The organism is Parvularculales bacterium (genome assembly GCA_036881865.1).
In the GTDB taxonomy this organism is placed as follows: domain Bacteria; phylum Pseudomonadota; class Alphaproteobacteria; order JAPOUT01; family JBAJNM01; genus JBAJNM01.
In genome coordinates, this window is record JBAJNM010000083.1 from 1 (window position 1) to 11,119 (window position 11,119).

Annotated in this window: 12 protein-coding genes; 4 read left to right on the forward strand and 8 right to left on the reverse strand. The window is 45.0% G+C overall.

Annotated elements, in window-relative coordinates:
* A partial coding sequence (locus tag V6Z81_11105; GenBank protein MEG9863014.1) for a hypothetical protein occupies nucleotides 1-446 on the reverse strand: 446 nt, incomplete at its 3' end.
* A gap of 853 nt (nucleotides 447-1,299) precedes the next feature.
* On the opposite strand from V6Z81_11105, the gene V6Z81_11110 reads away from it, so the two are divergent.
* The 4 genes from V6Z81_11110 (at nucleotide 1,300) to V6Z81_11125 (ending at nucleotide 5,327) form a co-directional block, all read left to right on the forward strand.
* Complete coding sequence (locus V6Z81_11110; GenBank protein ID MEG9863015.1) at nucleotides 1,300-1,551, forward strand: ankyrin repeat domain-containing protein; 252 nt, start codon at nucleotides 1,300-1,302, stop codon at nucleotides 1,549-1,551.
* 61 nt (nucleotides 1,552-1,612) lie between these two features.
* Nucleotides 1,613-2,644, forward strand: a complete 1,032-nt coding sequence (gene hemB, locus V6Z81_11115; GenBank protein ID MEG9863016.1) for a porphobilinogen synthase — start codon at nucleotides 1,613-1,615, stop codon at nucleotides 2,642-2,644.
* Between the two features lie 50 nt (nucleotides 2,645-2,694).
* The gene (locus V6Z81_11120; GenBank protein MEG9863017.1) at nucleotides 2,695-4,032 is read left to right on the forward strand and encodes an anti-phage deoxyguanosine triphosphatase; all 1,338 of its coding nucleotides are present in this window, start codon (nucleotides 2,695-2,697) and stop codon (nucleotides 4,030-4,032) included.
* Between the two features lie 266 nt (nucleotides 4,033-4,298).
* Complete coding sequence (locus tag V6Z81_11125; GenBank protein MEG9863018.1) at nucleotides 4,299-5,327, forward strand: hypothetical protein; 1,029 nt, start codon at nucleotides 4,299-4,301, stop codon at nucleotides 5,325-5,327.
* Here the strand turns inward: V6Z81_11125 and V6Z81_11130 are convergent.
* The 7 genes from V6Z81_11130 to V6Z81_11160 all read right to left on the reverse strand — a co-directional run.
* Nucleotides 5,324-6,481, reverse strand: coding sequence for a DNA methyltransferase (locus tag V6Z81_11130; GenBank protein ID MEG9863019.1), 1,158 nt, complete (start codon nucleotides 6,479-6,481; stop codon nucleotides 5,324-5,326). The two genes, V6Z81_11125 and V6Z81_11130, sit on opposite strands and share 4 nt — an antisense overlap.
* A gap of 3 nt (nucleotides 6,482-6,484) precedes the next feature.
* Nucleotides 6,485-6,976, reverse strand: a complete 492-nt coding sequence (locus V6Z81_11135) for a hypothetical protein (protein MEG9863020.1) — start codon at nucleotides 6,974-6,976, stop codon at nucleotides 6,485-6,487.
* Nucleotides 6,973-8,742, reverse strand: a complete 1,770-nt coding sequence (locus tag V6Z81_11140) for a DNA (cytosine-5-)-methyltransferase (GenBank protein ID MEG9863021.1) — start codon at nucleotides 8,740-8,742, stop codon at nucleotides 6,973-6,975. Before V6Z81_11140 ends, V6Z81_11135 begins: the two co-directional genes overlap by 4 nt.
* 262 nt (nucleotides 8,743-9,004) lie before the next feature.
* Nucleotides 9,005-9,886 (reverse strand): hypothetical protein, encoded by an 882-nt coding sequence (locus V6Z81_11145; GenBank protein ID MEG9863022.1) that lies wholly within the window; start codon nucleotides 9,884-9,886, stop codon nucleotides 9,005-9,007.
* Between the two features lie 64 nt (nucleotides 9,887-9,950).
* Nucleotides 9,951-10,367: a biopolymer transporter ExbD gene (locus V6Z81_11150; protein MEG9863023.1), complete on the reverse strand. Its 417-nt coding sequence runs from the start codon at nucleotides 10,365-10,367 to the stop codon at nucleotides 9,951-9,953.
* Nucleotides 10,364-10,807, reverse strand: a complete 444-nt coding sequence (locus V6Z81_11155; protein MEG9863024.1) for a biopolymer transporter ExbD — start codon at nucleotides 10,805-10,807, stop codon at nucleotides 10,364-10,366. The genes V6Z81_11150 and V6Z81_11155 overlap by 4 nt, the downstream gene beginning before the upstream one ends.
* A gap of 24 nt (nucleotides 10,808-10,831) precedes the next feature.
* On the reverse strand, nucleotides 10,832-11,119 hold a 288-nt coding region (locus V6Z81_11160), incomplete at its 5' end, for a MotA/TolQ/ExbB proton channel family protein (GenBank protein ID MEG9863025.1).

Consider the following 11,119-nt stretch of genomic DNA (forward strand, 5'->3'; position numbering starts at 1 on the left):
CCACCACCTTGCTCGGTGGTATCGATCTCCTGTTCAGTGTCGCCACTCTCTCCGTTATCGCCATTGTCCTGATTGCCGGGCTTTTCTTCTGCCGTTGGCACATTGTCACCTGGCGTTACACCCTGTTCGACCGGTGTTTTTTCTTCCGGTGTTGTGCCCTGCTGATTGCCATCACCGCTTTCCTCCATTGGCGTACCCTTATCGCCGGTGTCCATGGTGTCACCGCTATCGGCCGGCGTGTTGTCATTATCATTTGCAGGTGTATTGGTCTCTCCATCATTTTGCGTTACCGCAGGCGGGGTTTCTTCCTCAACCTGTGGCGGGGGAGTACTATCACCGGGCATGAAGAAGGGTTCCGTGGAACCGCCACCACCGCCTCCACAGGCCGCGAGAGAGGCACAAGCGAAAGCAAGTATCAGAATCCTCAGGGTGTTTGATATGTACATGGATAGTCTCCTATGTGTTAGAGGCCAGATGTGAAACAGCCCCTCTCCCAACACATTGCCGACAGGGGTGGCCGTCATTTTGAGAGAGAGGGGCCGAGTTAACGTGGACAACAATGTCCTGTTCGTGTTCTGGGGTACTCCCGAACCTGTCCGCAGGATGCGATTTACAACAGCACCCGAAGCCGTCCGGCTCCGGGACAAGAAGGTCCGAAGGTGGACGTTGTGCCGCCGGACAGGCGGAAATATTGATTGAAGGTAATACCGGAGGTGTCTGAGCTTTTGAGCTAACGGTGGCCGGGGGCCGGATGCGTTTGCGCGGTTCACACTACCGCGATTCCGCAAAACTTCTGTCGGTGAGTTTTGATAATGTAGCCCTGTCATGACATCCTCTCATGTCTATGACAGACCACCCCTGTGACACTTGGCGATATAACGCCAACACTTATAAGAGTCATCTTCCCTTTATCAGAAGGATTATTTTATGGCGCGAAACCACAGAAAAACGTCAGCGGGAGAAAAACGGAAAACGACTCGTTTTTGACAGAATCAAAAAGAATCACAGAGAATCGAGTCGCTTTTTTTATCCGTAAAGAGACGTGAGATCACTTTTGGTGTTGGCTACCGTGCGTCAGTCAGTGACGACATCAGCCGGAAATACGTACCGGTGTCATCCGGGTCATCATTCAACTGCCAATACAGAACTCTTCGGTCCGGCGGACTTTAATTTCAAGTTTTGAACGGGCTCAGTTTTCGGAGCGGTGCGTGGGGTGACTCACAGTTCATAATCAGGATAAGATAAAGGGAATAACGCTACGCAATGCCGACACCAACACTAGGAAAGGAAAATCATCTCATGCCCTCTGACCGCGTTGACGTTAATGCCCTTGACAATGACGGGCGCACACCGCTGCACTTTGCAACGCTCCATAACACGAGTGAAGCCTCACCGGAGATTGCCGAACTCCTGTTACAATACGGCGCTGACGCCTCAATAAAAGATAATTTCGGCAAGACCGCCTTTGAGTATGCTATGGAGAACCCTGCCTATGAGAATCATCCGGTGCTTGCGCGTCTTCAGACCGAAAGCGGTATTACCCTAAACTGATCACAGAGACGTTTTAATTTATACGTATTACTATAGAGTTATATATAGAGAGACGTATCCCATGGCGAAAAAAACACCCGCTTCCCCCGTAACCGGTGCCTCAGGCGGCTGGCCCGCAACCCGTATGCGCCGCAACCGGCGGACCGACTGGTCACGCAGGCTGGTGGCCGAAAACCATCTCACGACCGATGATCTCATCTGGCCTCTTTTCGTGCAGGACGGCGACAACAAATCCACGCCGGTGGACTCGATGCCGGGGGTTAACCGGCTGAGCGTTGACCTTGTGGTTGAGGCCGCCCGCGATGCCCAACAGGCGGGCATTCCGGTGTTGGCCCTGTTTCCCAACACGCCGCCGGAGTTGCGCGATGAAGAAGGCTCGGAAGCGCTTAATCCGGATAATCTTATATGCCGCACCCTCCGGGCGGTGCGCGAGGCGGTTCCCGATATCGGATTATTGTGCGACGTCGCCCTTGACCCCTACACCAGCCATGGCCATGACGGACTATTGGAGGACGGGTACATCCTCAATGATGAAACCGTCGAGATTCTCGTACAACAGGCATTGGTTCAGGTGGACGCCGGATGCGATATCATCGCGCCCTCGGACATGATGGATGGCCGTGTGGGACGTATTCGCGCAGCCCTTGAAGAAGTCGGTTATCATGAGACGCAGATTATGGCCTACGCGGCGAAATATGCCTCCGGCTTTTACGGACCGTTTCGTGATGCGGTGGGATCGGGAGACTTACTTAAAGGTGACAAGCGCACCTATCAGATGGACCCTGCCAACGGCGACGAGGCGCTGCGCGAGATTGCACTGGACCTTGCCGAAGGGGCCGACATGGTGATGGTCAAACCGGGCATGCCGTACCTGGATATCGTGCAGCGGGTGAAATCCACTTTCGGAGTGCCGACATTTGCCTATCAGGTATCCGGAGAGTACGCCATGCTCTCAGCCGCCGCGCAACAAAACCATCTGGACAGAAAAACCGTGGTGCTGGAAAGCCTGCTTTCCTTCAAGCGGGCGGGCGCAGACGGCATCTTGACGTACTTCGCACGTGAGGTGGCGGATTATCTGGCCGGTAAACAATAACAGGACACTATGGTTTCTTTGATGGTGTACCAATACCGGGGAATGGAATTTTGACTCCAGCAGAGCAGGAAGAGCGCCGTGAGAAACCTCCGAAGAGAGATGGTGACCCACGTCAATATTATGACCGTGATTACGCGCGCATTATTCACTCCGCCTCTTTTCGACGCCTGCAAGGCAAAACACAAATATATAATATAGGTGAAAGCGATTTTTACCGGACACGGCTGACGCACTCTATTGAGGTGAGCCAGATCGGGCAAGGGATCGTTCAATATCTCGATAAATATATTGAGGGGAAAGCGCATAACGACTGCCCTCAAGATATGCCGAAGCAAATTCTGCCCCCCGAAAAACTCGTAGCGGCAATCGGTTTAACGCACGACCTCGGGCATCCCCCGTTTGGCCATGGCGGGGGAGAGATTGCCCTGAATTATTGCATGAGAAACGATGGTGGTTTTGAAGGGAACGGTCAGACACTCCGTATTCTGACAAAATTAGAGTCATTTACAAAGAACGCAGGGGCAAATCTGGCCAGACGAACATTACTGGGATGCCTTAAATATCCTGTAAGTTATGAAAGAGCCAATAGACATAAACCGGAACTTTGCTCACCCTCGGCGGAATCTTTCCCTTTTCTTATTGACCGTAACCAACAACCCCCAAAATGCTATTTTGATAGTGAGGGCGATAGTGTCCAATGGATATTGGAACCGCTTACCGAAAAAGATAAAAAAGAGTTTCAGGCTTTAGGCGATAACCAAAAAGCCAAATATTGTTCTTTTGATTGCAGCATTATGAATTTGGCCGATGACATCAGTTATGGTGTTCATGATCTGGAGGACGCCATAAAGCTTGAGCTGATTAGAAAAGAGGATTTAGAAGAGGGTTTTGAAAAAAGGCGGGGAGAAGGGTTAATAAAGGATTCAAAAGAAAAAGAGTGTTTTGAGAAAAAGGTAAATGACTTGTTCGGAGAAAACAGAAAAGACTGTATCGGAAGGGTCGTCAATAATCTTCTAAGAGGTATTTATATAAAAGAAACCGGTTTTCCTTTTGAAGAACCCCTGCTCAAATATGAAGCTTCGTTAAGGGAGGCAGATAGCAGATTTCTGGACTGTCTTAAAAAGATTGTAAGAGAAAAAGTCATTCATAGTCCTAATGTACAGCACTTTGAATTCAAAGGGCAGCGCATGATCATTGAAGTGTTCGAGATACTCAATTCTGATCCCGGAAAATTTTTGCCTGTAGATTTCCGGAAGAGGCTGGGATGCGGTGAACCTCAGAAAAGAGTAATCTGCGACTATATTGCAGGAATGACAGATGGCTATCTTCTGAAAACATACGAGCGTCTCTCAAGCCCGCGAATGGGGTCTGTTTTTGAAAGGATTTGAGAAAGGTATGAGTGCTTTGATCTGCTTCACCCGTAGTGAAGTTGACAGCTCGCCAAGAGTTTTCCCCAATCCTGAGAAGATTTGAACACACAGATAAACACGCCTTTTTTGGGGGTTTTTTAACCTATATAAAAAACCTTACCCCCAGTTTTATCCACAGATAAATTAGTTAGAGAATTTTAACTTAACCTTCAGCTTTTCGTTTAACTCGAACCTAATAGAGGTTTGTAGAAAAGAGTGCAATCTACAACCGTGACATCAACGCATTGACAGCAACGTTTAGGGTATCTAGTTTTATTTATATTATTGTTAATGAGGTCATTTTGTTCTCAATTTTCTTTGATAGTATGCAAGAAGGTGATTGGTTTCAAAACCTCCATCCAGCACTAGAGTCGGCAGTTTTAGAGCCGTTTCCTGTGTACAACACATTAAAAACCAAAGGTGAGCTTTTTCAAGAGGTACTCTCTTTTGATCGTCCTGACATCGTCCTTTGCGAAGATGACATTCCAATACTTGTGGTTGAGCGCACTAGTGAGGTCCCGTCTGGCCATAACGTTGGGCAAAGATTTGCCAGATTGGTTGCCGCAGTAAAAAGTGGAATCCCTACGGTGTATTTTGGGCCGTATGCCGCTTACAAGCATGGTGGACTGACTCAAGGTCCTCGATATATGAATCTAAGACTATTTTATGCCTTAAAAAATATGTCGAAAATATATAACACACCAGTCTCAATCATAAATTGGATCGTCGATCAAGATTACGAGATAATTAGAAGCGATAAGAAGGATATAAGAATCAAAGAGTATTTGTATTTATTTTTTGATCTATACATGTCAGTTAATTTTAATGAGTTGAAGAGAAAAATACTTATTTCTGATTTTGAGGAAGAGCAAGCATCAGAACGTAAGAAATTTGTGTCGAATGAAATTCGAAACCCAGAACAGTATGATATACCACCTGATTCCGTTGAAATAATAAAACCTCATGTATTGAATGCTGACCTTGCCAGCATGTTAGGTAATAATTTTCACGAAAGAGAGACAGTTATTTATAATATAGGTATGAAATATATTAGATCGGATCCTTATACAGGGACGGCGTTGATGTATGTATATCTGTATTGTGGAAGCTTGGAAAAAAAACTAAGGAACATGGTTTTGAATTTTCCTAACATTTCCATTGAAATGTGGAGAGAAGCTTCATTGGGTTTAAGTCGGAAAGATGTTAGATTATACAAAATAGTTGCGGATGCCATAATTTTTGAAGATGGTGTACTTTCAAAAGAACTTCTTTAGTTAGTATTTAAAAAAAATAACCCTGTCTCCTCTCCCATTTTGTTCGCCCTCCTATTTACTCCCTTGCGAGATAATTTAAAATCCAGTTTTAAACCAGCTTCAGTGGCGTAATGAATCGACATTTCTGTCAGATCAATAATTTCACCTTTTACTGTTGGATTTCCAACTAAAATAAACATATGACGCTGTTGTTTTAGAACTCTGCCCGCTTCTCTAAACATCATTTGATAATCTCTACTAAACCTCTCTATGACATTTTTTCTCTGTCTCTGACCTCCAGTAAGAGAAGCATCTAGTTCTTTTGAGTTATGGTTCAGCCAAGTCAAACTTAGAATGCCATATTCTGCGTAAGGAATGCTCCCAATATATGGTGGGTGGGTGATAACTGCATCTACCGAATCCTCCTCCAGATTCAAGGTTAGATTACTACCCTCAATTACACGAGGGATATATTTATTTTGAATTGTACCTTGTATTGTTGATATCGATTGAACGATTTGATCAAGCCTCTTCAAGAAACAGGGAATAACAGGTGATACTTTTTTTTTATTTTTATCCAACATAACATTAGGATACGAACTGTGAGCGTTACTTGATCTTCGAAGCACGTCACTCAATGCAACTATGGCGATAGATCGAAGTTCGGAATCACTAATACGCCTGACATTTTGATCAATCCATATCAGTTCTTTGAGGCGGTCAATTTGGAACCATTTTGTATGCCAATCACTTGTTAATCTTTCGTCATGTTCTACTTCCGAAATTTCTAATTCATCCATTTCTCCTTCAAATAATTGAGGTTCTTCATAAATTTTATAGCGTTTAATTTTCAAGTTAAATTGAACATGCCAGTTAAAGAGTTTTTCTTTGTCAATTGGAGTGGTCTTAACCATAGAAATGATTGTGGCAAGTGGATTTAAATCCACTCCAATTGAATGCCTCTTGAGACATGCTGCCTCAAGCAATGTGGTGCCTGAACCAGCATACACATCAAGTACAAGGTCATCTTCTTTTGAGAGTATCTCAATAGCATTTCTAGCAATTTGAGGGATAAATTTTCCTGAATACCTATGTATATCGTGAGTTAGATATGAAGTATCAGATTCTAGACATTCCCAATCTAATTTTTCTGCCAGTGTTTTTATACTCACCATTATTCAGGCGTTCCAAATAATATCAATCGAATCCAAACTATCCACCTTCAAATAAACAAATCCGCTTTCCAGTTGAAAATCCCCTTTAGAAAACCCCATTGTTGGAATCAATTGAGAGGTAAACACGTCTATATTCTGCTCGGGCATATATCGTTTGAGGAAGTCCTTAAGACATTTCCTTAAATCTTGAATCCTTGATGAAAAAAGTATTTTAAGTTTTTCTTCGTCTTGTTTATTGTATCTAGTTTTTATTTCAATGATTAGGAATATCCCTTCCTTATACGCAATCAGATCTGGGATAAGTTTATTAAAACTATGCCTTCTGTGATCTAGATTGTGATCTTTAGAAAAAAGTGAATCCATAACCTTCAGAGAATGTAATTCGTCATCGGATCCGTTTGGGTATTCACCCGCTATTAATATCCACCCATTCTTCTTCAAGTGTTTTCTGATGCTTACGTGAACTGCATCTTCTCGCTGGAGTAGTTTGCTCATACTTTTTTAAAAATCATGACAAATTCGTCCTTTATAACCCGTTCTTGCCATGGCACCTGTGAATTTGAATTGTTTGTTTTAAGTTTATGTTTAATTGATTCCTCAAGAATGATTCCAAAATGAGAGAATATCTCTAAGATTATTTTATCTGTTGGAATTACGTGATTACCTAGACGCTTATTTCCCACAACGAATGCAATGTGACCTCCAACTTTTAACCACTTTTCAAACAATAGTGCTGTCAGAACCATATCATCAAAAAACTGTTTCATCATTCTAACCCTTAGAATCAGTTTCTTAGGCATGTTCTCAAAATCATAAGCCTCAAAAAATTCTTTATAAGTTTTACTGTATGCAATCGCTTTATCCTCACCTTCTTTATTTTTGTCCAAATATTCAGACCCAATGATATCTTTGTTATTTTCGTAAGGATTCGCGTTAAGTATCGTAGAGAGTGACCTATAACTTAGCAGATGAGTTCTAAGATAACTTATTGATTCAACCCCATATGGTGGCGATGTAATTATCGCATCAATGCTATTGCTTGCAATTTCTGCATGCTGAATTCCGCTTTCAAAAACGGTGACACTTGCCTTGTCATTGATGAAATTTTGGTGGGTTAATAGAGTTTGTTTGATATCTTCAATAGATTTAAGGCATCTCTTTGTAAATAATTTTTTGACATTAACATTTTCTCTGAGCTTCTCGCTATATTCCGCGCGGACGACGTTCACTTCCACGTTACCAATACTTCTCATCAACGAAGATAACTGGCATGCAAAAAAATCCTGCTCATAGCCATCTAATTGCCTTATAAATTGCACAGTGATTAAAGAACCGAGAAGCGCTTCTAAAGTAAACCATTTTTCATAATTAGAAAAAGCAGGGATTACATTATTAAACATCCGTATTAAATCGGCATGAGTTAAATCATTCTTATTAAATACAGATTCTTTAATGCGTTTATCAAAAAAATTTTGATATTTTGTTAGAGTTTTACGTAACCCTGAAACATCAGAGGGGAACTTTGATTTAGCGCGAGAAATAAGACTCGATAGCGGGCAGATATCAATTCCGATACTGTTTAAGCCGAGCATTCGAGATTCTACAATAGTTGTGCCACTCCCAACAAATGGATCTAGTACAGTGTCTCCTATTTCTAGACTAAAATGGTTAATGAGCGCTCTAACTAAATGAGGAGGAAATCTTCCAACATAACGATGCCATCCATGAGTTCCATAATTTGAGTTCCATGTCTTGGCATTATTCTTTGGTCTTTCAAGTTCAAATTGTGATGTTTTTATACTTCCCACTTCTTCGATAATTGATAAGCGTTTTAAAGAAATAGAATCTACCTTCGGTTTATTTCCTTGCAGATCGACGAGCTTTTGAAAGAATTCAAGTTGGTTTTCTGGGCCGTTAAATACATATGGTGCAGGTTTGATATCAAAATCAGTGCTTCCAAATCGAATTGATTTGACAACACCATCCATGAGTTGACTGATGGGTATTTGATCTATTCTAGATAAACTATCTCTATTTGTTTCTTGCTCACTCACCTTCCCAAAACCCAAAATCTCTAAATTCTGAGCAACTTCATAAGGAGGCTTTGCTGTACCCGTTTCCCATCTGGAAACACTTGCACTGGTGACATTAAGAAGCCGTGCGAGACCTCTTTGTGTTAGATTCTTTTGTTCTCTATACTTCTTAACTCGATCTGCAAAACTGAATGTTTTTTGGGGAGACGGATTTGTGTTGCTTTCCATAGACATATTCTTGTTTCAGTTAGTTTTTTTGATGTTTCAACCAAAGACACGAGGCAATCGCATCAAATATCAGCGTCAGATTGTTTTTCGTAGTTTTCAGAATAAAAGTTATAAGATTGATAGGTAGACATTATAAAATCTCCTGATTTGCTAGGATAAATAATTAGTAACTCTGATTTTACCTCAAAAGAGAGAACAAATCAAGAACATTATTAATGCTCTTCCCAATAAATATATCTAATATATAAACCCCACAAAAAACCTACCTCACGGACCCACGGGCGGCAAGGCGGCCGGGTTTGCAATGAGGTGAAGCTCCTATACGGCACTCGCCATGATAAAACCTCAAGGTTGATCCCTCCTCGGTCATGTCGTAGCAGTTTTCGGAGTCGTATTCGATAATTCTTGACCGGTGACACCATTTGTTGCCCTCAATCCACCATCTTCCCTTACCGCTACGGCTGCGCGTTGAGGATTCCAGTCTGTGAAACGTCTTATGATGGAAATGCGTTAACTCAATATCGGTTGTGCCGTCGGCATTAATCTCAATGGTCGCGTTAAACGACCGGTTATTCCCCTCAAATTCAAGACGGCCTATTTCCAGATGGAGGGTGTTACCGCTCAGAATTGCAAGCACGGCATCGCCCATCAGAGACGTGCCCTCCTTATTGACAAGCGCTTCGGGCCCGGTTCCCTGTGCGCCGCCGCCCTCCGCCTGTACCGCAAGGCCGCCGCCGCCCACCGGCGTTGCGGTTTGCTCAACGGGTTGTGTTTCCTCCTGTGGTGTCACCTCTTCCGGCTCGGCGCTCAGGGGAATGGCCTCGGGTTCTTCAACAATGGGTTCCGGCGGTTCCGGAACGGGCTCGGACACTTCTTCGGGTTCAGGCTCCGGTTCGGATTCAGGTTCGGGCAGCGGTTCCGGCACAAGTTCCCCCTCGGCCGCCGCCTCCTGATCATCCTGTTCCGGACCGGCGGCCAGCTGAAATATGAGCGCCTCTCCACCGCCCGGGCCCTGTACGCCAAATATGCCCCCGCCTAAAACGCCGTATAACCACAACAGAGCGGCATGAAGCACAAAGGAAAAGACAACACAGGTCACAAAGCGCCAGCGGGATGCCTGTTTTGCCGATGCGGGAGAGGCCATTTGCGCGGCTCCTAAACTCCGGTGCTTATGCGGCCCCACTCACGGGCACCATGACAGGCAATTTTCATGAGGGAGACTCCGTGGTCAGGACGATTTCTTCAATATCAACCTCGCGCAATGCCTCAAGCAGACTCAGAAGTGCATGTGCGGGAGCCTGTTTATCGGGCTTGACGGTTATGAGGTCGGTGCCCTTCTCTTCTATAACGCGCGGCAGCGTAAGAGCGACGAGTTCAGGCGGCATGATCTGCCCCTCAAGCCACACGAAACCGTCTTCTTCAAGATAGATGTTAATGCTGTCCGAGACGGCGCCGTCATCGTGGGCACTTTCGGGCAAGGTTACATCAACCGGCTCCGTGGGGCGGATCGTGCCGGCCAGTAAAAAGAAAATCAAAAGCAAAAAGACGATATTAATGAGCGGCGTAACGGCCTCATAAGGACGGCGCGGGGGATTTTCCGCGAGACGGAGAACCGGCTTCTTCATGGAGAGATTTCCCCGCCTGTTGCAGAGTTTACCGGTGCGGTAACAATGGACGAGATGCCGGACTCTTTAACAGCCTCAAGAACACTCACCAGTGACTGGGTGGGGACAGTTTCTTCCACTAAAACCGTAACGCTGAGGGCCGGATTATTCCGGAAACGCGTTTTTAACATCTCAGCGAGACGCTCTATCCGGCTTTCTTCTCCGTCAACATTTAAACGGTCGCCGGCAATGAGACGAACCTCGACAACGTTGTCATCCTGCTCTACCGCTTCAGCATCGGACTCCGGCGTCAACATGGTCATGGCGTTGTTATCAAGGAACGTGCTCGCCAGCATGAAAAAAATCAGCAGCAAAAAGACGACATCGACAAGGGGCGTCAGGCTGACGCTACGCCGCCGCCCGGGAGATTTGTCAAAAGCCGAAAGCCTTGCCGCCGTCATGTTTATCACCCTTTTCCGGTAAGGTTACCGGCTTTGCTTATTCCGGCCGAACAGGGTCATCAATTGCGCCGTGGCATCGCGCATGGCCATACGGTAACGGTCCACCCGTCCCTCAAACAGATTAAGAGCCGCAATGGCCGGAATGGCAACGGCCAGACCTACCGCCGTTGTTAACAGTGCCTCCCAGATACCTCCCGACAACAAGGCCGGGTCAACCCGGCTGCCCGCGGCCTCCAATTGTTGAAACGCACGTATCATGCCGATTACCGTACCGAGCAGACCCAACAAAGGTGCTACATTGCCGATTACCTC